Origin of the sequence: Enterobacter sp. Y17 (assembly GCF_019730495.1) — a bacterium.
GTDB lineage: Bacteria > Pseudomonadota > Gammaproteobacteria > Enterobacterales > Enterobacteriaceae > Enterobacter > Enterobacter asburiae_B.
This window is the reverse complement of the sequence record NZ_JAASKP010000009.1, coordinates 13671-36981: the sequence shown is the minus strand read 5'-3', so window position 1 is coordinate 36981 and position 23311 is coordinate 13671. Positions and strand designations below refer to the sequence as shown.

General features: G+C 58.1%; 24 protein-coding genes. 13 read left to right on the top strand and 11 right to left on the bottom strand.

All coding sequences use genetic code 11. The features are described 5' to 3' along the window. Window positions 1-4: 4 nt before the first annotated feature. Entirely contained in the window at window positions 5-1291 is a 1287-nt protein-coding gene (dsdA, locus tag HCH49_RS21225; RefSeq protein WP_064673029.1) for a D-serine ammonia-lyase, read from the bottom strand. A gap of 17 nt (window positions 1292-1308) precedes the next feature. Next, window positions 1309-2646 carry a D-serine transporter DsdX gene (gene dsdX, locus HCH49_RS21220; protein ID WP_023309824.1) on the bottom strand — a complete coding sequence of 446 codons (1338 nt, stop codon included), beginning with the start codon at window positions 2644-2646 and terminating at the stop codon, window positions 1309-1311. Window positions 2647-2850: 204 nt separating this feature from the next. Here dsdX and dsdC point away from each other — a divergent pair, with 204 nt between their 5' ends. Together dsdC and HCH49_RS21210 are read left to right on the top strand one after the other, a co-directional pair. Then, the gene (dsdC, locus tag HCH49_RS21215; protein ID WP_221703320.1) at window positions 2851-3777 is read left to right on the top strand and encodes a DNA-binding transcriptional regulator DsdC; all 927 of its coding nucleotides are present in this window, start codon (window positions 2851-2853) and stop codon (window positions 3775-3777) included. An 84-nt stretch (window positions 3778-3861) separates the two neighbouring features. Beyond that, on the top strand, window positions 3862-4950 hold the full coding sequence (locus HCH49_RS21210; protein ID WP_033144341.1) for a cellulase family glycosylhydrolase: 1089 nt from the start codon (window positions 3862-3864) through the stop codon (window positions 4948-4950). On the opposite strand, the gene emrD is transcribed toward HCH49_RS21210, so the two are convergent. The 5 genes from emrD to HCH49_RS21185 form a co-directional block, all read right to left on the bottom strand. Continuing rightward, window positions 4853-6037 (bottom strand): multidrug efflux MFS transporter EmrD, encoded by a 1185-nt coding sequence (emrD, locus tag HCH49_RS21205; protein ID WP_033146466.1) that lies wholly within the window; start codon window positions 6035-6037, stop codon window positions 4853-4855. The genes HCH49_RS21210 and emrD overlap by 98 nt on opposite strands. A 175-nt stretch (window positions 6038-6212) precedes the next feature. Then, on the bottom strand, window positions 6213-7046 hold the full coding sequence (locus tag HCH49_RS21200; RefSeq protein ID WP_221703319.1) for an EamA family transporter: 834 nt from the start codon (window positions 7044-7046) through the stop codon (window positions 6213-6215). Between the two features lie 62 nt (window positions 7047-7108). After that, on the bottom strand, window positions 7109-7555 hold the full coding sequence (locus HCH49_RS21195; RefSeq protein WP_214539129.1) for a GNAT family N-acetyltransferase: 447 nt from the start codon (window positions 7553-7555) through the stop codon (window positions 7109-7111). 64 nt (window positions 7556-7619) lie between these two features. After that, entirely contained in the window at window positions 7620-7709 is a 90-nt protein-coding gene (gene tisB / locus HCH49_RS21190; protein ID WP_023309830.1) for a type I toxin-antitoxin system toxin TisB, read from the bottom strand. Between the two features lie 102 nt (window positions 7710-7811). After that, window positions 7812-8120 (bottom strand): hypothetical protein, encoded by a 309-nt coding sequence (locus HCH49_RS21185; protein WP_166670494.1) that lies wholly within the window; start codon window positions 8118-8120, stop codon window positions 7812-7814. A gap of 308 nt (window positions 8121-8428) precedes the next feature. On the opposite strand from HCH49_RS21185, the gene HCH49_RS21180 reads away from it, so the two are divergent. From HCH49_RS21180 to nepI, 11 genes are all read left to right on the top strand, one after another. Continuing rightward, window positions 8429-9142: a hypothetical protein gene (locus tag HCH49_RS21180; protein ID WP_221703318.1), complete on the top strand. Its 714-nt coding sequence runs from the start codon at window positions 8429-8431 to the stop codon at window positions 9140-9142. A gap of 196 nt (window positions 9143-9338) precedes the next feature. Continuing rightward, window positions 9339-9818 (top strand): Hcp family type VI secretion system effector, encoded by a 480-nt coding sequence (locus HCH49_RS21175; RefSeq protein ID WP_064673034.1) that lies wholly within the window; start codon window positions 9339-9341, stop codon window positions 9816-9818. Between the two features lie 107 nt (window positions 9819-9925). Further along, entirely contained in the window at window positions 9926-10024 is a 99-nt protein-coding gene (gene ivbL, locus HCH49_RS21170; protein ID WP_057979964.1) for an ilvB operon leader peptide IvbL, read from the top strand. A gap of 106 nt (window positions 10025-10130) precedes the next feature. Further along, entirely contained in the window at window positions 10131-11819 is a 1689-nt protein-coding gene (gene ilvB, locus HCH49_RS21165; protein ID WP_221703317.1) for an acetolactate synthase large subunit, read from the top strand. A gap of 3 nt (window positions 11820-11822) precedes the next feature. Next, entirely contained in the window at window positions 11823-12110 is a 288-nt protein-coding gene (gene ilvN / locus HCH49_RS21160) for an acetolactate synthase small subunit (RefSeq protein ID WP_033144334.1), read from the top strand. A 98-nt stretch (window positions 12111-12208) separates the two neighbouring features. Beyond that, entirely contained in the window at window positions 12209-12802 is a 594-nt protein-coding gene (gene uhpA / locus HCH49_RS21155; protein WP_032626676.1) for a transcriptional regulator UhpA, read from the top strand. Beyond that, complete coding sequence (gene uhpB / locus HCH49_RS21150; RefSeq protein ID WP_221703316.1) at window positions 12799-14304, top strand: signal transduction histidine-protein kinase/phosphatase UhpB; 1506 nt, start codon at window positions 12799-12801, stop codon at window positions 14302-14304. The genes uhpA and uhpB overlap by 4 nt, the downstream gene beginning before the upstream one ends. Continuing rightward, window positions 14297-15616 carry an MFS transporter gene (locus HCH49_RS21145; RefSeq protein ID WP_217071977.1) on the top strand — a complete coding sequence of 440 codons (1320 nt, stop codon included), beginning with the start codon at window positions 14297-14299 and terminating at the stop codon, window positions 15614-15616. Before uhpB ends, HCH49_RS21145 begins: the two co-directional genes overlap by 8 nt. A 140-nt stretch (window positions 15617-15756) precedes the next feature. Beyond that, entirely contained in the window at window positions 15757-17148 is a 1392-nt protein-coding gene (gene uhpT, locus HCH49_RS21140) for a hexose-6-phosphate:phosphate antiporter (RefSeq protein WP_023333957.1), read from the top strand. A gap of 110 nt (window positions 17149-17258) precedes the next feature. Further along, entirely contained in the window at window positions 17259-17711 is a 453-nt protein-coding gene (locus HCH49_RS21135; RefSeq protein WP_021242696.1) for a DUF1198 domain-containing protein, read from the top strand. Between the two features lie 102 nt (window positions 17712-17813). After that, window positions 17814-19004 (top strand): purine ribonucleoside efflux pump NepI, encoded by a 1191-nt coding sequence (gene nepI / locus HCH49_RS21130; protein ID WP_039260374.1) that lies wholly within the window; start codon window positions 17814-17816, stop codon window positions 19002-19004. 48 nt (window positions 19005-19052) lie between these two features. Here nepI and HCH49_RS21125 read toward each other — a convergent pair whose 3' ends face one another. The 4 genes from HCH49_RS21125 to HCH49_RS21110 form a co-directional block, all read right to left on the bottom strand. Then, on the bottom strand, window positions 19053-19958 hold the full coding sequence (locus tag HCH49_RS21125; RefSeq protein WP_048981411.1) for a DMT family transporter: 906 nt from the start codon (window positions 19956-19958) through the stop codon (window positions 19053-19055). A gap of 150 nt (window positions 19959-20108) precedes the next feature. Beyond that, entirely contained in the window at window positions 20109-21488 is a 1380-nt protein-coding gene (locus tag HCH49_RS21120; RefSeq protein ID WP_221703315.1) for a carbohydrate porin, read from the bottom strand. A 136-nt stretch (window positions 21489-21624) separates the two neighbouring features. Next, a complete protein-coding gene (locus HCH49_RS21115) occupies window positions 21625-21927 on the bottom strand; it encodes a PTS lactose/cellobiose transporter subunit IIA (RefSeq protein ID WP_029741865.1) in 303 nt (100 codons plus the stop codon). Between the two features lie 5 nt (window positions 21928-21932). Then, window positions 21933-23309 (bottom strand): glycoside hydrolase family 1 protein, encoded by a 1377-nt coding sequence (locus HCH49_RS21110; RefSeq protein WP_033144327.1) that lies wholly within the window; start codon window positions 23307-23309, stop codon window positions 21933-21935. Window positions 23310-23311: the final 2 nt, after the last annotated feature.

Sequence of the window (23311 nt, the reverse complement as noted above, 5' to 3'; positions counted from 1 at the left end):
ACGATTAACGGCCTTTTGCTAAATACTTCGCCATCTCGTCTTCCGGCACCATTCCGCCGCCGGTTGCCCACACCAGGTGGGTAACGTTGGTATGCGAATGAACGCGCACCGGCCCGGCCATGCCCGCCAGCGCCGACGGCTCCAGGCGGATACCTTCCTCCTGCGCCAGCCAGCCGAGCATGTCGTACATGCTCTGGTCGGAAAGGGTGTAGAACCCGTCGAGCAGGCGCTCCATCGCGCGGCCCACGAAGCCGGAGGCGCGTCCTACCGCCAGACCGTCTGCCGCCGTGACGTTATCAATGCCCAGATCCTGCACCGCGATCTCATCGTGCAGGCCGGTGTAGACGCCGAGCAGCATGCACGGGGAGTGCGTTGGCTCCGCGAAGAAGCAGTGGACGTTATCGCCAAAGGCCAGTTTCAGGCCAAACGCCACGCCGCCGGGGCCGCCGCCAACGCCGCACGGCAGGTAGACGTACAGAGGATGGTCCGCATCCACCACGCGGCCCTGTTCGGCAAACTGCGCCTTCAGCCGCTCGCCTGCAACGGCATAGCCCAGGAACAAGGTGCGGGAATTTTCATCGTCAATGAAGAAACAGTTCGGATCGCTTTCCGCCGCTTTTCGTCCCTGCTCCACCGCCACGCCGTAATCCTGCTCATATTCCACGACGATGACGCCGTGGCTGCGCAGTTTGGCTTTCTTCCACTCGCGGGCGTCGGCGGACATATGCACCGTCACCTTAAAGCCGATGCGGGCGCTCATAATGCCGATGGACATCCCAAGGTTGCCGGTTGAGCCTACCGCAATGCTGTACTGGCTGAAGAAGTCCTTAAAGCGCGGCTCCAGCAGAATGCTGTAGTCGTCTTCAACGCTCAGCAACCCGGCTTCCAGCGCCAGTTTTTCCGCATGGGTCAGCACCTCATAGATGCCGCCGCGCGCTTTAATCGAGCCGGAAATCGGCAGATGGCTGTCTTTTTTCAGCAGCAGCGTGCCGGGAATAGGCTTACCAGATTCTCTCTCCAGCCGCTTTTGCATCGCCGGGATTGCAACCAGTTCGGATTCGATAATCCCGCCCGTTGCTGCCGTTTCCGGGAAGGCTTTCGCCAGGTACGGCGCGAAGCGGTTGAGGCGCGCGTGCGCGTCGTCCACGTCGGCTTTGGTCAGCCCGACGTACGGCAACCCTTCTGCAAGCGTCGTGGTGCGCGGGTTAAGCCAGGTGGTTTCTTTCAGGGCGATCAGATCCTCAACCAGAGGAAACTGTGCGGTTAAAGTAGTGATAGTTGCGTTTTCCATAATACGTCTCTTCGCGCTCAGATAATGAAGGAAAGCAGGAATGTGCCGCCAAGTGCAAGCACCGAGGCGATAAACGTCGCCGTCGTATAGTATTTGAAGGTCTCATTCAGGGTCGCGCCGCAGTATTGCTTCACCAGCCAGAAGAGGGAATCGGTCACGATCGTGCAGCCAATGGCGCCGGAACCGATGGCAATGGTGATGATTTCCGGGCTCACGTTTGGATAGAGCGGCAGCATCGGCGCGACGATCGCCGTCGCGCCCATCATCGCCACCGTCGCGGAGCCTACGGCGGCATGCAGCACCAGCGCCACCAGCCAGGCGAGCAGGATAGGGTGCATGTGCAGGTTCGAGAGAATATGCGCCAGCGAGTCTGCCAGCCCGCTGGTTTTCAGGATGGCGTTAAACGCGCCGCCCGCGCCGATAATCAGCAAAATGTTGGCAATAGAGCCGAAGCCGTGCTCGGTATGCGTCAGCATCGTGCCCATGCCCATATGCTGGCGGATCCCCAGCAGGTAGTAGGCGACAAACACGGCGATAAACATCGCGGTGATTGGGTTGCCGATAAACTCCAGCAGCGTATACAGCGTGCCTTCTTTTGCCATATTCAGCTCGGCAATGGTTTTCACCAGCATCAGGGCAATCGGCAGCAGCACCGTGAACAGCGTGGCGCCCAGCGACGGCAGGGTGTGTTCTTCCCGCACCTTCAGGTCTGAAAATTCCGCCGGAACCGGTTTAAACGGCAGACGGTTGCCGAGCAGTTTCAGGAACAGCGGGCCGCCGACCAGCGAGGCCATCAGGCCCACCATCAAACCGTAGACAATGACCGTTCCGACGTCCGCGCCTAATTTATTGGTCACAAACAGCGCGGCCGGATGCGGCGGCACCACGCAGTGCACCGCCATCAGCGCGGTACAGAGCGGAATGGCCAGCTTGAGCAGCGACGTGTTGGTCTTTTTGGCGATGGAAAACGCCAGCGGGATCAGCAGTACCACACCCACTTCCACGAACAGCGTGATCCCGCAGATAAGGCCCACCAGCACCATAATCACGTCCGCCGACAGCCAGCGGCAGCGCTGCAACGCGATCCCGATGCGCTCTGCCGCGCCGGAGACTTCCATCATCTTGCCGAGAATGGTGCCCAGACCAATCACCGCCGCCAGGAAGCCCAGCGTACCGCCAATTCCGCTCTCAATGGCATTCACCATATCCAGCGGGCTCATCCCCATCATCGCGCCGACGAAAAAGCTCGCCAGCAGCAGCGCGAGGAACGGGTGAAACTTCAGCTTAACGATGGTTAAAACAATCAACACAATGCTGACCAGCAGCGTTGCCACAACCCAGACCTGAGATCCCATATCTCACCTCACCCTTATGTCATCTGTGGGTATTGGACGAAAAAACGGCGTGGGCTGACAAACGATATAAATTGGCGTTCAGATGAGCCAGATTGGATCAACTGAGTGACTGCGGTCTAAAAAGTGCACTTAATTCGTATTAGGTTCACATAAATTCACCCTTGAGCGGTATGCTGAGCGCAGAAAACCCGCGTGAGAATTGTGATGACCGATGCGAATGAAGCCAGAAACCGCCTGTTAAACGGCTGGCAGCTGTCGAAAATGTACACCTTTGAAGTGGCCGCCCGGCATGAGTCCTTCGCCCTGGCGGCGGAGGAACTGTCGCTCAGCCCAAGCGCGGTGAGCCACCGCATCAACCTGCTGGAAGAGGAGCTGGGCATTCAGCTGTTCGTCCGCTCGCACCGTAAAGTTGAGCTGACGCAGGAGGGAAAGCGTGTTTACTGGACGCTTAAGTCGTCCCTCGACACCCTGAATCAGGAGATCCTGGACATCAAAAACCAGGCGCTGTCCGGCACGCTGACGGTCTACTCCCGGCCGTCGATCGCTCAGTGCTGGCTGGTGCCCATGCTGGGGGACTTTACCCGCCGCTATCCGTCGATTTCACTCACCATCCTGACCGGCAATGATTACGTCAATATGCAGCGAACGGGCGTCGATCTGGCGCTCTATTTCGACGATACGCCGCCAAACCACCTCTCTCATCACTTCCTGATGGACGAGGAGATTTTGCCCGTCTGCTCGCCGAAGTATGCCCGCGAGCATGAGCTGCTGAAAAACCCCGATAACCTCAGCCACTGCACGCTGCTGCACGACCGTCAGGCCTGGAGCTACGATTCCGGTACGGATGAGTGGCTGAGCTGGGCGCAACATTTTGCGGTGAATATGCCGCCATCGTCGGGTATTGGTTTCGATCGTTCCGATTTAGCGATTATTGCGGCCATCAACCACGTCGGCGTCGCGATGGGCAGAAAGCGGCTGGTGCAGAAACGGCTCGAACGGGGCGAGCTTATCGCCCCGTTTGGTGAAAAGACCCTGAAATGCCATCAGCACTACTATATCTCGACGCTCTCTGGCCGACAGTGGCCGAAAATAGACGCCTTTATCGGCTGGCTGAGAGAACTGGCAGGTTGAAGAATTATTACGCTTTCGCTCTACACGAAATGTGAAAAAGCGTGCTAAATACAGGTAATGCTTTCGATTTATCCAGGGTAAACCGTGTTAAAGCCTTTTATTGCCTGTGCATTACTGATCTCTTCCGGCTGGGCGATTGCCGCTGAGCCGCCGCTGACGGCTGCCCGTTATGCGCAGCAGCTGGGCGTCGGGATGGATGTGGACTGGGCGCGCACCGAGCGCGGCATACGCGAATTCGACCCGCTGGTAGTACGCGATTTTCGTGCAAAAGGCATTACCCACGTGCGCATTCGCGTCGCCGATGAGCCGACGGAAGCGCGGCTAATTCACCTGCGCAAGCTGGTGGAAGCCTGCGAGCAGTATGGCGTGATCCCGATTATCGCTTATCAGGCTGATGAGTATAAAAACGACCCGAAAGCCGATAACGAGAAAGAGACGATTAACTGGTGGATTGCCGTGGCGCACTATTTCGGTCAGAGCTATCCGCTGCTGGGTTTTGATCTCATTTATGAGCCGGCCGACAAGCTTAACCACAACCTCGCGTCGCTAAACCGGGTATATGAAAAAACCATTAAAGCGATCCACGACATGGACCCGCAGCGGATGATCTTTATTGCGCCACGCCTGCGCGCCGCGCCGGAGGATTTATCCAGCCTGAAGCTGCCCGCGCACAGCCAAAACTACCTGCTGGCGGAGTGGCATATTTTCCCGTGGGGGCCGCTGAAAAATAGCGGTAAATATCCGTGGACGTCCGGCACGGCGGCGGAGAAAGCGGCTATCCATAATCGCATCAATACCGCGCTGCGCTGGCAGCAAAAAACCGGACACGTGAGCTGGGTCGGGGGCTGGGGCGTGGGAGAGTCAAACCACCTTACGCCAACCGCTTCGCAAATGGCGTTCTCCACCTTTATGGCCTGCGAGCTGCAAAAGGCGAAAATCCCGTATGCGCTGAACGCGGATTTCCAGTTTTACGACGGGGAAGAGGGGGCCTGGCGGCCCGCGCCGGAGCCGTTGTTGCAGGCGATGATTGCGCCCGTTTGTGAAAAGCCCGGCGAGAAGCCGGGCCATCATGCGGTTAAACCGGCTGCTCGTGATGCGGAACACGCGACGCCAGCGGCAGCCAGCACAGTAAAATCAGCAGCCCCATCAGCGTCATCAGCAGGCCCAAACTAGCCTGCCCGGTCTGCGGCATCATGGCCGAGAGCCAGGCCAGCGCGCCGGAGCCGATATTCTGCAAACCGCCTACCAGCGCGCCAGCCGTGCCAGCGAGGAACGGGAACGGCTCCATCGCGCCGCTGGTCGCCAGCGGGAACAGCATCCCCGCGCCGAAGAAGAACAGCGCTGCCGGGATGAGCAGCGTCCAGACCGTCATCACGCCAAACAGCCCCGGTATCCACATCATCAGACCCGCCAGCAGACAGCTGATCACCGACTGCCACATCAGGGTGGAGAAGCGTTTGTTCGGGCGTCCGGCAAACCACGCGCCGAAGAACGCCGCCGGGATCGGCAGAATAAACAGAATACTCACTACCATGCTGCTCAGGCCCAGACCCGCGCCCAGCAGCACGCCGGAACAGGCTTCAAACACCGCAATGCCCGCCAGGCCGCCGATCAGCATCAGCAGGTAGCAGGTAAACGACCCGTTGCCGAACAGCGTTTTATAGCTGGTGATAAGCTTCGTGCGCGGCGCGTCCTGCGGGCGCGTTTCCGGCATCCAGCGCGCCATGCTGAAGGTGACAATGACGCACAGCACCAGCAAGAAGGCGTAGCAGGCGCGCCAGGACCACATCGTGTCCAGCAGGCCGCCAATCAGCGGGGCGAGAAGGGGGCTGACCAGAATACCCATATTCAACAAGCTGTTGGCATGACGGAGCTGGGTGCCCTGATACATATCGCGCGGTAAGGTTCGCGCCATCACCCCACCGACGCCGGTCCCGACGCCCTGCAGGGCGCTGGCGGCAATCAGTACGGTCAGGCTGTGCGTGGTAATGGCAATCACCGTCGCCACCATGAAAATGCTCATGCCCACCAGGATCACCGGGCGACGCCCGATTCGGTCAGACAGCGGGCCGTAGAAGAGCTGCGAAACGCCATAGGTCAGCAGGTAGGCTGCCATCACGCTCTGCACCGCGCCCTCGCGGACGTTCAATTCCTTTGCCATGTCGGCAATCGCCGGAATGTAGATGGTTTGCGCCATCTGACCGACGGCCACCAGTAACACCAGCATCAACAATAAGTTAACGTTCCTTTGTTTTTTCATGTCGCTGAATACTTTTGCCAAAAGAGAAAAATGAAGAATAAGTGACTGCGCATTCCCATAAATGCGCGAGGAATCTACCACAGAGAGATGACAATTTAAGCATTGTCGTGGTGAATGAAAAAACCGGGAAAGGCAGGATTTGTAAACAAGGACGGCAACTAATGTTGCCAGTGATTTACGCCAGGCGCAGCAGAATGGCGCCGCCAGCAATACCCAGCGCCGCCGCGATGCGCAGTCCCGCAACCTTCTCTTTTAAAAGGACAAACGCGATCAGCGCCCCGAAAAGAATCGAGGTTTCACGCAGCGCCGCGACCACCGCCAGCGGTGCCTGCGTCATGGCCCAAAGCGCCAGACCGTAAGAGCCCATGGTTCCCACCCCGCCGAGTAACCCCTTTTTCCAGTGCAGGCGCAGGTAGCCGGACGCTTCGCGCCGACGCGCCACCATCGCCCAGCTCAGCAGGCAGAAGCCGTTCATAAAGAAGGTCCACAGCGTGTAGCCCAGCGCGGTGTCCGACAGCCGCACGCCGGTGCCGTCCACCAGCGTATACCCGGCAATGAAGCAGGCGTTCAGCAGCGCCAGCCAGATCCCTTTGCGTGACTGCATGCGGCCATGCATCGCCATCGCCAGAATCGAAAGGCAAATTACCCCGATGCCGGACCAGGCGAGCCAGGAGAGACGATCGCCGAGCGCCAGCACGCCGATCAGCACCACCAGCAGCGGGGCGGTGCCGCGCATCAGGGGATAGGTCTGGCTCATATCGGAGACCTGATAGGTCTTCGCTACCAGCACGGTGTACACCACCTGTAAGGCGCAGGAGACGATCAAAAACGGCCAGCTTGCAGCAGATGGCTGTGGGGAAAACGGCAGTAAGACCAGAGCGATAAGCGTGGCGGATCCGCTGACGCTTATCGCGGAATAGAGCTTGTCCGTTCCGGCCTTAACGATGGCGTTCCAGCTGGCATGCAGCAGCGCGGCGAAGAGCAAAATGCAGAAAACGGTGGTGGTCATGGCGTATCGGGTGATGAATTGTCACTCAACTGTAACATTCACACCCTGATGCTGCCAGCCGGTTACAGGGCACAAAAAAGACGGTGCGTCACCCGCGGCTCGTCCGAGACCAGCGTAAAACCCGCCTGGCGATAGAAGCCATACGCGGTGTCCGGCGCGTGGGTATTCAGAAAATCAAACCATATGCTGGCATCGGCCATCACCACGGTTAAAAGCTGTTTGCCAATGCCCAGCCCGCGGCACTTCTCGCTGACGTAGAGATGGCGAATACGTCCGGCGCGCGGCTGCTGGCTGAACGGATCGCGGTTGAGGCCGCACACGCCGACCAGCCTGCCGTTGAGAAACGCGCCCAGCAGCTTTTCTCCTGGCGCGTTAAAGCGGTTCTCGCCGCGCTGCCAGTTCTCTTCGAGCCTGCGGAGCATGTTGAAATTCAGTGCGATACTTTCAGCCTTCAGGGCGATATACCCCGGTTCATCCGGTGTGACGGGCTCAATTAACAGACGCGACATAGCATTCCCTCGTTATTAAAGAGGGGCGGTTTCCCGCCCCTCTCAGGTGCGACTTGAACCTGAATTACCGAAGGAATTTCAGGACAGCATCAAGCAGTTGCAGTACAGCAACAATGAGTTTGAGGATAAGTATCACCATATCCACTACGCTCATACGCGTCTCCTTTTGGTTAAAAGGAGCACGATGCTGGCGTACCTTTCCGCCGCCTGTTGCCAGCACCTGGATTGACGTAACACAGTGTGCTCACTTCAGGGGTTAAGGCACTGACGGCACCACCCGTTTCAGCCAGGACTTCGTTGCGCCGGTAAAACTGCGGCCCCCTCGCTCACTGCGAACACCCTCAGTATAGATAAATACTGTATGCATGAACAGTATTTTTTGGACAAAATCAGGAAGGCGATCCATACTCAAAAGCGTCAAAATCCGTGCCGGAATTGCGCGTTCGTCTTCGATCGCGTATACTTTTTGCGTTGACGTAACACAGTGTGTTCTGCGGCGACCAACCGCAAAACCCTGATAAAAACCTCGCTCCGGCGGGGTTTTTTGTTTTCTGATGTGCCTCATAAAAAACTGCTGGATGAGCGAGGGTTCTGCTGTTTGGCTTCGATGTGGGCTAGCCGGATCGCTTAAGCCGCTCTGTTTAATGGAGAGGTATTAGATTCATTTTGTAAGATAACACCACTTAATGTGTAAACTAATATAACTTACTAATACCTCTCAAGTAATTTAATTACTTCGCGTATAACAATAATAAATAAAAGTGAGTCAATTTATTTTTTACGTGAATGTTTAGTTGAAATAATTTCACTTATTTGAAACTCAGCGCTTTCCAATGTATATTTCCAGAGTCGCAAATATTGTATGGATACATTATGCAAGCATCTGATTATTTAAAGATGAAGTTCCAGAGTGACAGGCAGTTGGCTATTTATGGACAGCAAGGCGTTGCAGGGACATGGAGAGCATTAAAGGGGATCGGTTCTGATATTTACTCAGGAATCGAGCGTGTAAGCTGGTACTCATCATGCTTAATCCCCAGCTATCACGATGTGTGTGATGAGCTTCTCTCAGAAGAAAAGAGGATGTATCTCTCAATTCTCTCGCTTTACCGTTATCGCGATGTAATAGAACACATGCTCTATCTTTATTTTGAACGTGTTATTACCGATTCTGAAAATGGAAATGAACAAAATCGCGTTCGTAAGATGGATTCAAAAGTCACCGGGCTTGTTAAAAACATACCAACAAACAAGGCCGCGCGTTTAGCGATAGCATTGGGGCTGGCCAAATCCCTTTCCGAATCTGGCCTGCTCTCTGAAATCGTCGTCGAACGGCTTGCACGCCGCGTACCTAACGTTGTCATGGCGCTTCAATTGATTGGAACGGAACAGAAGTGCGCTTTTGCTGCCCGTCGCCTGAAAACGTTGGACTCCAGGTATTACGCGACCCTGTATGCCGCACAACTGGAGATGCTTTACTACTTTTTTGAGCCTTTCCTGTCTGAACTCATTAAGAAGGTGCAAATGGGATTCTATAAGGATTTCGATGCAATTTATGACGACTTAAAGGACAAGGAGCATGTTTAAGAGTCTGCTATCAATTCTGTTTTCGGATGTTTTATTCCCCGTTTATATTTTTGCGTGCGCCTCTTTGTTCCTGTGGTTGATGCCTGACCACTGGATATTACTAACATTCATTTCTATTGTTGTATTTATTATTGTGCATCCGATAATTTTCGGCCGCTTTGATAAGTACGATTAAATTTTATAAAAAGGATTTTATATGTCAAACCCAGCTTATTTGTTTCTAACAGATGAACAAGGTTCTCCCATGGTTGGACCTTGCCTTGTGTCAGGGCGTGAAGGTGCAATTGAACTCAAATCGTTCACTCATAATGTTAACATTCCAGTCGACGGGAATACCGGAAAATTGACGGGGACGCGCATACACATGCCCGTCATGTTTCAGAAGGAATTTGATCGGGTAACCCCGATTTTATTTCGGGCGCTGAGTACAGGAAGAACGCTCCAGTCAGCCACCATTAAGATGTACCAGATTAATGAGGCGGGTTTAGAACAGGAATATTTTAATATCCTCCTCGAGAATGTGAAAATCACCTCAATCACACCAGACCTGTACCCAGGCGCAAACACCGGAACACACCTTGAGACGGTTCTCATCCGCTACGAGAAAATCACCTGGAAGCATTGCGACGGCAATGTCATCTATAGTGACTCCTGGAATGAGCGAGCAACTTACTGAAACGTGATCCCTGACGCATTTTTGCGCAGATGAAAATATTTCCATTGTCACACCCGAAAACCTGTGTTTGTATAAATTCCATCAATGATTCCAAACACAGGTCCCCAATGACTTCATCCATCTTCACTTCGACCCTACTAAAAACTGCGCAACCAGCCGCAGTGGTCGTCGTGCGTGTGGTGGTGGTCGTCGGCAATGCGCCGTAGGGACTGGATCAACACACGAATCCAAAACCCCGCCGGCGCAAACCGGGCGGGGTTTTTCGTTTAGGACCCTCCCCGGAACGTCGGCCCAGAAGAAAAGGACTGGAGCATGGCAAGTTCGGGCACAACATCCACCACGACGCGTTTTACTGGCGCGCAGCTGATCGTTCATCTGCTGGAACGGCAGGGCATCACCACGGTTGCGGGTATCCCGGGCGGCACGGTGCTGCCGCTGTACGATGCGTTAAGCCAAAGCACGCAGATCCGCCACGTGCTGGCGCGCCACGAGCAGGGGGCAGGCTTTATTGCTCAGGGCATGGCGCGTACGCAGGGCAAACCGGCGGTCTGTATGGCCTGCAGCGGCCCGGGCGCAACCAACCTGGTGACCGCCATCGCCGACGCGCGTCTCGACTCCATTCCGCTGATCTGCATTACCGGCCAGGTACCGTCCTCGATGATCGGCACCGATGCGTTCCAGGAAGTGGACACCTACGGCATCTCTATCCCCATCACCAAACATAACTATTTAGTTCGCGACATCAGCGAGCTGCCTCAGGTTATCAGCGATGCGTTCCGCATTGCGCAGTCTGGCCGCCCGGGCCCGGTGTGGATAGACATTCCTAAGGATGTCCAGACCGCTGAGATCGAGATCGACGTCCTGCCGGAGCCGGGCGAGCGTGCCCCCGCGCCGGAATTCAGCGCTGAGAGCGTGCGCGATGCCGCCGACATGATTAACGCCGCCAAACGCCCGGTGCTCTATCTGGGCGGCGGAGCGATTAACGCTGCGGATGAAATCCGCCAGTTTGCAGAGAAAGCCAACCTGCCGACCACCATGACTCTGATGGCGCTGGGCATGCTGCCTAAAGCGCACCCGCTCTCTCTCGGCATGCTGGGCATGCACGGCGCGCGCAGCACCAACTACATCCTGCAAGAGGCTGATTTGCTGATTGTTATGGGCGCGCGTTTTGATGACCGGGCGATCGGCAAAACCGAGCAGTTCTGCCCGAACGCCAAAATCATCCACGTGGATATTGACCGCGCCGAGCTGGGTAAAATCAAGCAGCCGCACGTGGCGATTCAGGGCGACGTGGCCGAGGTTCTGGCGCAGCTGATCCCGCAGACGGACGCAGCCGACCGCGCCGACTGGCGCCAGCTGGTGGCCGATCTGCAGCGCGAGTTCCCGGGCGCCATCCCAACCGAAGGCGACCCGCTGAGCCACTACGGACTGATCAACGCCGTGGCAGCCTGCGTGGACGACAGCGCAATCATCACCACCGACGTGGGCCAGCATCAGATGTGGACCGCCCAGGCCTACCCGCTGAACCGTCCGCGCCAGTGGCTGACCTCCGGCGGTCTGGGAACCATGGGCTTCGGCCTGCCCGCAGCCGTGGGTGCGGCGCTCGCCAACCCGGACCGCAAGGTCATCTGCTTCTCCGGCGACGGTAGCCTGATGATGAACATTCAGGAAATGGCGACCGCGGCCGAAAATCAGTTAGACGTGAAAATCATCCTGATGAACAACGAGGCGCTGGGGCTGGTGCATCAGCAGCAGAGCCTGTTCTACAAGCAGGGCGTGTTTGCCGCGACCTACCCGGGGATGATTAACTTTATGCAGATTGCCGCCGGCTTTGGCCTGCACACCTGCGATCTGAACGCCGAAGAGGATGCCCACGCGGCGCTGCAGGCGGCGATTTCTCGCCCCGGCCCGGCGCTGATCCACGTGCGTATCGACCCTGAACAAAAAGTGTATCCGATGGTGCCGCCGGGAGCGGCAAATACTGAGATGGTGGGAGAATAAGCCATGCAGAAACAACATGATAACGTCATTCTGGAACTCACCGTCCGCAACCACCCTGGCGTCATGACCCACGTCTGCGGGCTCTTTGCCCGCCGGGCGTTTAACGTGGAAGGCATTCTCTGTCTGCCGATTCAGGGCAGCGAGCACAGCCGCATCTGGCTGCTGGTCAACGACGACCAGCGTCTGGAGCAGATGATGGCGCAGATCGACAAGCTGGAAGACGTCACCAGAGTGGCGCGCAACCAGTCCGATCCCACCATGTTTAACAAAATTGCGGTGTTTTTCGAATAAATCGCTTAAGGTAAGCGCCCTGGTCGGCCTGCAGGCGTCGCGCTTGCAGGCCGGATAAGCGCAGCGCCATCCGGCGCTTTCAGACCGCAGGAAGACACATGACCACCATCGCTCTCATCGACGACCACCTTATCGTCCGCTCCGGCTTTGCCCAGCTTTTAAACCTCGAACCGGATTTTCAGGTCGTGGCCGAGTTTGGCTCCGGTCGCGAGGCGCTGGCGGGCCTGCCGGGGCGCGGAGTGCAGGTCTGTATCTGCGACATCTCGATGCCGGATCTCTCCGGGCTGGAGCTGCTAAGCCAGCTGCCGAAAGGGATGGCGACGATCATGCTGTCGGTCCACGACAGCCCGGCGCTGGTCGAGCAGGCCCTCAACGCGGGCGCGCGCGGTTTTCTCTCCAAGCGCTGTAGCCCCGACGAACTGATCGCCGCGGTACGCACCGTCTCCACCGGCGGCTGCTATTTAACGCCGGATATCGCCATCAAGCTGGCGGCCGGACGTCAGGATCCGCTCACCCGGCGCGAGCGCCAGGTGGCTGAGAAGCTCGCGCAGGGGATGTCGGTGAAAGAGATTGCCGCCGAGCTGGAACTGTCCCCGAAAACCGTGCACGTCCACCGCGCCAACCTGATGGAAAAACTCAACGTCAGCAACGACGTCGAGCTGGCGCGCCGCATGTTTGACAGCTGGCAATGAGTTCCGCTTTTTCACGGCTGATCGCCGTTGTCGCCAGCTTTTTTATCTTCTCCGCCGCCTGGTTTTGCCTGTGGAGCATCAGCCTGCACCTGGTGGAACGCCCGGAGCTGGCGGTGCTGCTGTTTCCCTTCGGCCTGCGTCTGGGGTTAATGCTCCAGTGTCCGCGCGCCTACTGGCCCGTTTTGCTCGGTGCTGAATGGCTGATGCTGGTCTGGCTGGCGCAGGAGGTTGCCCTCGCGCACCTGCCCTTATTGATGACCGGAAGCCTGCTCACGCTTCTCCCGGTTGCCCTCATTTCCCGCTACCGCCACCAGCGCGACTGGCGCACGCTGCTGCGGCAGGGGGCGGCGCTGATGGCCGCCGCGCTGCTGCAGTCGCTTCCGTGGATCGGCGAGAAGGAGATGCTCAACGCCCTGCTGCTGACCCTGACCGGCGGCCTGACGCTCGCGCCAACCTGTCTGGTGATCTGGCACTACCTCACCAGCACCGTCTGGCAGCCGCTCGGCCCGGCGCTGGTTTCCCAGCCGGTGAACTGGCGCGCCCGGCACCTCATCTGGTATCTGCTGCTGTTTGTGGTGAGCCTGTGGCTACAGCTTGGCCTGCCCGCCGAGCTTTCTCGCTTCACGCCGTTTTGTCTGGCGCTGCCGATTATCGCCCTGGCCTGGCACTACGGCTGGCAGGGGGCGCTGATCGCCACGCTGATGAACGCCATCGCGCTGATCGCCAGCCAGACCTGGCACGATCATCCTGTTGATTTACTGCTCTCCCTGCTGGCCCAGAGCCTGACCGGGCTGCTGCTCGGCGCGGGCATTCAGCGCCTGCGCGAGCTGAACCAGTCCCTGCAAAACGAGCTGGCGCGCAACCGTCGTCTGGCGGAGCGCCTGCTGGAAACCGAAGAGAGCGTGCGGCAGGAGGTCGCCCGCGAGCTGCACGACGATATCGGCCAGACCATCACCGCTATCCGCACCCAGGCGGGCATTGTCCAGCGCCTGGCGGCAGAAAACGCGAGCGTGAAGCAGGGCGGGGCGCATATCGAACAGCTTTCCCTTGGCGTCTATGACTCCGTTCGTCGCCTGTTAGGACGGCTGCGCCCGCGCCAGCTTGACGACCTTACGCTTGAGCAGGCGGTGCGTTCCCTGATGCGCGAGATGGAGCTGGAAAGCCGCGGAATAGTCAGCCATCTCGACTGGCGCATTAACGAATCTACGCTCAGCGAAGGCCAGCGCGTGACGCTGTTCCGCGTCTGTCAGGAAGGGCTGAACAATATCGTCAAGCACGCCAGCGCCAGCGCGGTCACGATCCAGGGCTGGCAGCAGGACGACAGCCTGAAGTTGATAATTGAAGACGACGGCTGCGGCCTGCCGCCGGGTTCCGGCCAGCAGGGCTTTGGCCTGGCGGGCATGCGCGAGCGCGTGAAGGCGCTGGGCGGCACGCTGAACCTCTCCTGCACCCACGGGACGCGCGTCAGCGTCAGCCTGCCGCTACGGAGTTACCATGTTTAAAACCCCTGCCAGCGCCGCGCCGATTGGCGATAAAGCGGAAATCGACGCCCGCTACCGCTACTGGCGTCGCCATATCCTGATGACCATCTGGCTCGGCTACGCGCTGTTCTACTTCACCCGCAAAAGCTTCAACGCCGCCGCGCCGGAAATCCTCGCCAGCGGCGTGATGACGCGCACCGATATCGGCCTGCTGGCGACGCTGTTTTACATCACCTACGGCCTGTCGAAGTTCTTCTCCGGCATCGTCAGCGACCGCTCCAACGCGCGCTATTTCATGGGCGTTGGGCTGATCGCCACCGGGGTGGTGAATATCCTGTTTGGCTTCTCGACGTCGCTTTGGGCCTTTGCCCTGCTGTGGGCGCTGAACGCCTTTTTCCAGGGCTGGGGCGCGCCGGTCTGCGCCCGCCTGCTCACCGCCTGGTATTCGCGCAACGAGCGCGGCGGCTGGTGGGCAATCTGGAACACCGCGCATAACGTCGGCGGGGCGCTGATCCCGATGGTGGTGGGCGCGGCGGCGCTGCACTACGGCTGGCGCGCGGGGATGATGATTGCCGGTGGCCTGGCGATAATTGCCGGGCTGTTTCTCTGCTGGCGCCTGCGCGACCGGCCGCAAACCGTCGGCCTGCCTGCGGTGGGCGACTGGCGGCACGACGAAATGGAGATTGCCCAGCAGCAGGAGGGTGCGGGGCTGACCCGCAGGGAGATCCTCACCAAATACGTACTGAAAAACCCGTACATCTGGCTGCTGTCGCTCTGCTACGTGCTGGTCTACGTGGTGCGCGCGGCGATCAACGACTGGGGCAACCTGTACATGTCCGAGACGCTCGGCGTGGATCTGGTGACCGCCAACTCGGCGGTGACGATGTTCGAACTGGGCGGGTTTATCGGCGCGCTGGTGGCGGGCTGGGGTTCGGACAAGCTGTTCAACGGCAACCGTGGTCCGATGAACCTGATTTTCGCCGCCGGGATTTTGCTCTCCGTCGGCTCGCTGTGGCTGATGCCGTTCGCCAGCTACGTGATGCAGGCGGCGTGCTTCTTCACCATCGGCTTCTTCGTGTTTGGCCCGCAGATGCTGATCGGCATGGCGGCGGCAGAGTGTTCCCACAAAGAGGCGGCAGGCGCGGCGACGGGTTTTGTCGGGCTGTTTGCCTACCTCGGCGCATCGCTCTCCGGCTGGCCGCTGGCGCGGGTGATCGACGTCTGGCACTGGAGCGGATTCTTTGCGGTGATCGCCATCGCGGCGGGGATTTCCGCGCTGCTGCTGCTGCCCTTCCTGCATGCGCAGGCGCCGCGCGAGGTGAGCGAAGCGTGATGCGTCTCACCTTTTCGCCCCGAGTGGCGCAAAACCAGGAAATTTTCTCGGTTTTACCTGGACGCTGTCTCAGGCATCTCTCCCGGCTGATTTTTACAATGCCTGCCATTCGCAGGTAAAAATCAGCTCAGGAGCAAACCATGCTGGCCTTCCTCAACCAGGTGCGCAAGCCGACCCTGGATCTGCCGCTCGACGTGCGGCGCAAGATGTGGTTCAAACCGTTCATGCAGTCCTATCTGGTGGTCTTCATCGGCTACCTGACCATGTACCTGATCCGCAAAAACTTTAACATCGCGCAGAACGACATGATCTCAACCTACGGGCTGAGCATGACGCAGCTGGGGATGATTGGCCTGGGCTTCTCCATCACCTACGGCGTGGGTAAAACCGTCGTTTCCTACTATGCGGACGGCAAAAACACCAAGCAGTTCCTGCCGTTTATGCTGATCCTCTCCGCCATCTGTATGCTCGGCTTCAGCGCCAGCATGGGCGCGGGCTCCGTCAGCCTGTTCATGATGATCGCCTTCTACGCCCTGAGCGGCTTCTTCCAGAGTACCGGCGGGTCGTGCAGCTACTCCACCATCACCAAATGGACCCCGCGCCGCAAGCGTGGTTCGTACCTCGGCATGTGGAACATCTCCCACAACCTCGGCGGGGCGGGGGCGGCTGGCGTAGCGCTGTTTGGCGCAAACTACCTGTTCGACGGCCACGTGATCGGCATGTTTATCTTCCCGTCGATTATCGCCCTGATTGTCGGCTTTATCGGCCTGCGCTACGGCAGCGACTCCCCGGAATCTTACGGCCTCGGCAAAGCCGAAGAGCTGTTCGGCGAGGAGATCAGCGAAGAGGACAAAGAGACCGAAGAAAACGAGATGTCCAAATGGCAGATCTTTGTTGAGTACGTGCTGAAAAACAAAGTGATCTGGCTGCTGTGCTTCTCAAACATCTTCCTCTACGTGGTGCGTATTGGCATCGACCAGTGGTCGACCGTATATGCCTTCCAGGAGCTGAAGCTCTCTAAAGAAGTGGCGATTCAGGGCTTCACTCTGTTCGAAGTGGGCGCCCTGGTCGGCACCCTGCTGTGGGGCTGGCTCTCGGATCTCGCCAACGGCCGTCGTGCGCTGGTGGCCTGCGTCGCGCTGGCGTTGATTATCGCCACGCTCGGCGTCTACCAGCATGCCAGCAACCAGTACGTTTACCTGGCGTCCCTGTTCGCGCTCGGCTTCCTGGTGTTTGGTCCACAGCTGCTGATCGGCGTGGCGGCAGTCGGCTTCGTACCGAAAAAAGCGATCGGCGCCGCCGATGGGATTAAAGGCACCTTCGCCTACCTGATCGGCGACAGCTTCGCCAAGCTGGGTCTGGGGATGATCGCCGACGGCACGCCAATTTTCGGCCTCACCGGCTGGGCGGGCACCTTCGCGGCGCTGGATGCGGCGGCCATCGGCTGTATCGTCCTGATGGCGATGGTAGCGGTGCTGGAAGAACGTAAAATTCGCCGTGAGAATCGCGCGCAGAAATTAAAAACAGCCTGAGTATGCAGGTAACTTCTTTGCCCGGTGTGTGATGCCGGGCTTTTTTATGCCTGTCGCTGTCGACGCCGTGTGTTTCCCGCTATGATGAGCGGCAATTCATAGGAGAACGCATGGTCTGGATAATGCTGGCAACGCTTGCCGTGGTGTTTGTGGTTGGGTTTCGCGTCCTGACCTCAGATTCCCGCCGCGCCATCAAACGTTTGAGCGAGCGTCTGGGGATCACCCCAATGCCGGTCGAGTCGATGATCGACCAGTTCGGTAAAACGCCCGGCAATGAGTTTATCCGCTACCTTGAGCGACCCGACGAGGCGCATCTGCAAAACGCGGCGCAGGTGCTGCTGATCTGGCAGGTTTGCATTGTCGACGGCAGCGAGGAGAACCTGCACGCCTGGCACCGCATGCTGCGTAAAGCCCGCCTTGCCGCGCCGATTACCGATGCGCAAATTCGTCTGGCGCTTGGCTTCATGCGCGAGATGGAGCCCGATCCGCAGGAGCTAAACGCTTTCCAGCTTCGCTATAACCAGCTCTTCCTGCCGGAAGAGGGCGTGTTTTACCTGCACTGATCCCCTGTAAAAACGACAAAAGTTGTCAAATCGTTAAATCCGTCACACTTTTGATGATAAACTGCGCGACTTTTCCGCACGTTTTTATCTTCAGGTGACGCCATGACAGAACATATCCAGCCCACGACCAGACCGCAGACCAAAGAGGTTTCTCGCCCCAACTGGTCGGCCGTTTTCGCCGTGGCGTTCTGCGTCGCCTGCCTGATTACCGTTGAGTTTCTGCCGGTGAGCCTGCTGACGCCGATGGCGCAGGATTTGGGCATTTCTGAGGGCGTGGCGGGGCAGTCCGTCACCGTTACCGCCTTCGTGGCGATGTTCGCCAGCCTGTTTATCACCCAGGTGATTGGCACCATCGACCGCCGCAAGGTGGTCATTCTGTTCAGCGTGCTGCTGACGCTCTCCTGCCTGCTGGTCTCCTTCGCGGAAAGCTTCACCCTGCTGCTGCTGGGGCGCGCCTGCCTGGGGCTGGGATTAGGCGGTTTCTGGGCGATGTCGGCCTCGCTCACGATGCGACTGGTGCCCGCGCGGACGGTGCCAAAAGCGCTTTCCGTTATCTTCGGTGCGGTCTCTATCGCGCTGGTGATTGCCGCGCCGCTCGGCAGCTTCCTCGGCGGGATTATCGGCTGGCGTAACGTCTTCAACGCCGCGGCGGTGATGGGCCTGCTCTGCATCATTTGGGTGTGGAAAGCGCTACCGTCGCTACCGGGCGAAGCGGCGCACCACAAACAGAACATGTTCGCGCTGCTGAAGCGCCCCGGCGTGCTGGCGGGGATGACCGCTATCTTTATGTCCTTTGCCGGGCAGTTTGCCTTCTTTACCTATATCCGCCCGGTGTTTATGACCATGGCGGGCTTTGACGTGGACGGCCTGACGCTGGTGCTGCTGAGCTTTGGTATCGCCAGCTTTGTCGGCACCTCGCTGTCTTCCCAGTTCCTGAAACGCTCCCTGAAGGTGGCGCTGGCGGGTGCGCCGCTGGTGCTGGCAGCGAGCGCGGCGGTGCTGGTGCTGTGGGGCAGCGATAAGTGGGTGGCGTCTGCCATCGCGATTATCTGGGGGTTGGCCTTTGCGCTGGTACCGGTGGGCTGGTCGACGTGGATCACCCGCTCGCTTGCCGATCAGGCGGAAAAAGCCGGGTCGATTCAGGTGGCGGTGATCCAGCTGGCGAACACCTGCGGCGCGGCCATTGGCGGCGTGGCGCTCGACCATTTGGGGCTGACGTCACCTCTGGTGATCTCCGGCACGCTGATGCTGCTGACCGCGCTGCTGGTGGCGGGGAAGGTTAAGGCGAAGTAGCGTTTTTCTCCCTCTCCCGTGGGAGAGGGTTGGGGTGAGGGCATCAGGCTACGCCGATGTCTGAACCCGTCTTCTCGAATCCATCGAAATCAACACCACCGACGACACGATCAATAGCGTGCCCAGCCAGTCCGGCAGGGTAAACGCCACCCCCAGCAACACCACCGACAGCAGCGCGCTGCTCAGCGGCTCGGCGCAGCTCAGAATGCTCGCCTTCGGCCCGCCGATCATCTGTGCACCTTTCAGATACAGGCTGAACGTTAGCGCCGTGCCAATCACCACCAGATAGAAAAACGCCAGCAGCAGGCTGCCGTCAATCACAAAGGTGGTCCCGCGTCCGGCGTAGAACGGCGTCAGCATTAGCCCGGCGATCAACATGCTCCAGCCGACAATCGGCAGCGTGCCGTAGCGGGCGATCAGCGTTGACGGATACGTCGTGTAAAACGCGGCGGCAAACGCCGATGCGATGCCGAAGAACAGCGCGGCAGGCGAGATGGAGAGCGAGGTTGGGTCGCCGTGGGTGACCAGCAGAAACGTACCGACAAGCGACGTCATGATGGCCGACAGCACAAACACGCCGGGACGCTTTTTCCGCGCCAGGGCGAACCACGCCACAATGATAGTCGGCGAGAGGAACTGCAGCACGGTAGCGGTGGCTGCGTTGGATTTCTCAATCGTCAGCAGGAAGGTGAGCTGCACGGTGAGCGCGCCGACGAGTGAGAAAATCAGCAGGCTGAGGGCGTCTTTGCGATGTTTGATGACCGAGAAAATCTTATCGCCGTGCACGAAGGAGAGCGTCAGCAGGATCACGCCGGTAAACAGCAGGCGAACCATGGTCAGGTAAGGCGAAGAAATGTGGCTTTTCTCCATGATGTACTGCGCGCAAACGCCGGAACTGCCCCATAAAACGGCGGCGATCAGGACGTTTAGCATCCCTTTACGTGTGGAACCCATGTTCTCCCCTGCGATGTTGTCGTTAATTCGGTCAACAGCATAGCATGGTTGCGTGCGGCCTGATGCCCTCACCCCGGACCGTACACCCACGGGGAGAGGGAGCAAACACTAAAAACGGCAACTTGCGTTGCCGTTTTGCTTCTACCTTGCCTAGAACCACGCCTCCCACATCGCGCCGACGTTGAAGTCGTCGAGCGTTTCGTCTTTGGTGTTGTTCACGCGCGCGGTGCGTTCGTTATCCACTTTGCCGCCGGTCACGTAGAAGCGCAGCATCGGGCGGAACTCCGGCCCCATGGCGATAGACATGTTCTGCGACAGGGTCAGCTTCCAGCCCTTGTTGTCGCCACCGTTGTCGTAATCCACGTGCTGCCAGCCCGCTTCCAGCCAGGTGGAGTGAACGTCGTTCCACCAGTGCATCGGTCGCACGATGGCGTTGTAGTTTTTGCGGTTGTCGGTCTTATCGCGGCTGTTGTCGTAGTCGTGGAAGGCGAGGATGTACTCCACCTGCGTGGCCTGGGTGAATTTATACAGCCCTTCGAAGCTGGCGTAGACCGTGGTCAGATCCTCGGTTTTGTTGAACACGCTGTTGTCCGCGTTATCGGAGTAGCGGGCGATCACCTTGTTCACGCCGCTGTCGTTGGTGTGGCTCAACACCACGCCGCCCTGCCACGCGTTCAGACGCTCGTCGCTCTCCACCGCTTTGGAGTCAAAGCCGTAGTTGGCGTACAGCTCCATGTCGATCGGGCCAAGCTTCATGCCGTGGATTTTTGAGGTCGCGGCGTAGTTGCCTTTGTCGCCCGTGCCGGAACCGCCGGTACAGGTGATGCGCGACGGGTTGGCTTCATCTTCCATCACTTCCGGGCTACAGGATTCCACCGCCGCCACGGCGGCCACGTCGAACTGCACGCCGCCGATGTCGAAGTTCTTCACCCCGGCGCCCTGGCCGTCGTGGTTCATCCAGAAGTAGTCGTTGATGCCCTGCTGCGGACGCTGGTGGAAGTCACGGCCTGCCCAGAAATAGGCGTTCGGGTTGGAGGTCATAATGTTGGTCACCCCCGCGTAGGCTTTTTTCAGGTTAACTTCGTCGCCCCAGTGGTCGATCATCACGTTAACGTCCCAGATGGCGCCGTTTTCACCCTTGAAGGCCTTGGAGAGCTGGAATTCCCCGCCGTTGCCTTCGTTGCCCAGACGACCAATGGCGGACGCGCCGTTGTATGAACCGTCCACCGCGACGTATTTCTGATCGGCGGCCTGGAAGTGCGCGCCGTAGCGGGCGTAGCCGGTAAATTTAATTCCGAACGGGATCGCCATATCCGGAGATTGCGCCGCGCTTTGCGGCTCGGTCACCACGTCCGCTTTTTTCGCGACCGCCGCATCCATTTTAGCCTGACGTTCGGCCAGGGCTTTATCCACCGCTTTCGCCACAATGGCGTCGATTTGCTCCTGCGTGAATTCCTGCGCGAGCACGGAAATTGGGCAAAGCGCGGCGATAACCGCCATGGTTAATGGAAGTTTTTTAATCGTATTCATGGTTATCTCAATATAGTTTAATTTTATTCAGACAATAACCATCCCGCTCCGATCTGACAGAGTATGTCGCTATCATCAGAACAAGTGGATCTCTATTTAGGGTACAGAGGTATTACAATAATTATTTCGCCATAGACTATCTCTGATATAAATGAATAATTTCTTCGGACAGTTCACGCGCTAATAAGGAGTTCATTAAATGATCCTGCGCGTGCACCATAATTAACGTCATCGGCTGACGGCCTTCGCCCGCATCCTGCTCGATCAGTTTGGTCTGCATCTTGTGCGCCTGGCGCGCGTAGCCGTCGGCTTCGCGCAGCAGGCTTTTGGCTTCGTCAATGTTGCCCTGACGCGCCGCGTGCAGCGCTTCAAAGCACAGGCTGCGGGACTGTCCGGCATTGACGATAATTTCCATTACGGCTTCTTCTAATGCGATCATCATCATTACTCTTTTTCAAAACTATTATTTAACGCGGTAGCGGCAAACCACTCTCCGCTTTTCTTAATGGTGCGTTTCTGCGTCTCTAAATCGAGCTGGATAAATCCGTAGCGATTTTTATACGCGTTGCACCACGACCAGTTATCAATAAACGTCCACATATGGTAGCCGAGACAATTGCACCCTTCGCTAATACCCTTATGCAGCCAGGCTAAATGTTCGGAAATAAACTCGATGCGGTATTGATCGTTAATCTGGCCATTTTCAATAAAACGCTGCTCGTTTTCGACGCCCATGCCGTTTTCAGAAATAAAGCAGCGTGGGTTGCCGTAATTGTCGCGCAGGTTAACCAGAATATCGTAAATACCCGGCTCGTAGATTTCCCAGCCGCGGTACGGGTTCATCTTGCGGCCCGGCATCTCGTAATTATCGAAGAACCACTCCGGCATAAACGGCGCCTGCGGGTTCACCGCGCTGTCGCGACACTTCACGCGACGCGGCTGATAGTAATTCACGCCGAGCAGGTCGATTTTCCCTTCCGCAATCAGGAAGCCGTCTTCCGGTTTACAGGCGGGTAATTGATCGCAGGATTTCAGCAGCGCTACGAGATCTGCCGGGTATTCGCCGCGCAGGACCGGGTCAAGGAAGCTGCGGTTAAACATCAGATCCGCGATGTGCGCCGCCTTCACGTCTGCCGGGTTCTGCGAACGCGGGTACGACGGCGTCAGGTTCAGCACGATGCCAATCTCCCCCGCGTAATGCCCGGCGCGGTAGGCCTGAACCGCCTTCGCATGGGCCAGCACGGTGTGATACGCCACGGTGGCTGCCCGACGAAAATCCACCACGTTCGGGTAGTGGAAATCGTAGAGATAACCGCCTTCCACCGGCACGATCGGCTCGTTGAAGGTAAACCAGTGCAGCACGCGATCGCCGAACAGCTCAAAGCAAATCTGCGCATAGCGGGCGTAGGCGTCCACCACGTCGCGGTTTTCCCAGCCGCCGATCTCCTGCATCGCCATCGGCATGTCGAAATGGAACAGGGTCATAAACGGCGTGATGCCCTGTTCATTCAGCTCATCAATGACCTGATTGTAAAAATCGACCGCTTCCGGGTTCACTTCACCGATACCGTCAGGGATCAGGCGCGCCCAGCTAATCGAGGTGCGAAAGCTGTTGTGGTTCAGCTGCTTTAACAGCTGAATATCCGTTTTCCAGTGCTGATAAAACGTGGAGGTCTGCTGCGGCCCCACGCCGTTGTGAAAACGGTTTGGCTCGCGGGCAAACCAGTAATCCCACGTGGTTTCCCCCTCTCTTGCCCCTTCCGTCTGGAGAGCGGAGCTTGCGCTGCCCCACCAGAAGTTATCGGGAAATGCGTATTTCATGA